We start from the raw sequence: 318 nt of genomic DNA, 5'->3' as shown, positions 1-318 counted from the left end.
CACCTTGCGCACCGTGGCGATGAGGTTGGCCATCATCACCTCGCGGTTGCGCATGGCGAACTTCTGTGCCCAGGACACGCCGCGCACATAGTCGCCAAAGTAGCGGGCCCCTTCCTCGAAATAGGCCCTGTCTCTTATACACATCTGACGCTGCCGACGAAATGCGAACAGTGTAGATCTCGGTGGTCGCGGGATCATTAAAAAGGGGGGGGGGGGGGGGGGGGGGGGGGGGGGGGGGGGGGGGGGGGGGGGGGGGGGGGGGGGGGGGGGGGGGGGGGGGGGGGGGGGGGGGGGGGGGGGGGGGGGGGGGGGGGGGGG

1 protein-coding gene is annotated in these 318 nt (G+C 72.6%); it reads right to left on the bottom strand.

Annotation, left to right across the window (positions count from 1 at the left end; translation table 11 throughout):
• Positions 1 to 318, bottom strand: a 318-nt coding sequence (locus tag JHD82_RS29335) for an RtcB family protein (protein WP_199140432.1), incomplete at both ends; no start/stop codon positions are given.

Source organism: Delftia sp. ASV31 (assembly GCF_016428765.1).
Classification (GTDB): domain Bacteria; phylum Pseudomonadota; class Gammaproteobacteria; order Burkholderiales; family Burkholderiaceae_C; genus Comamonas; species Comamonas acidovorans.
The sequence above is the reverse complement of the archived record's forward strand: the minus strand, read 5'-3'. Positions and strand labels throughout refer to the sequence as shown.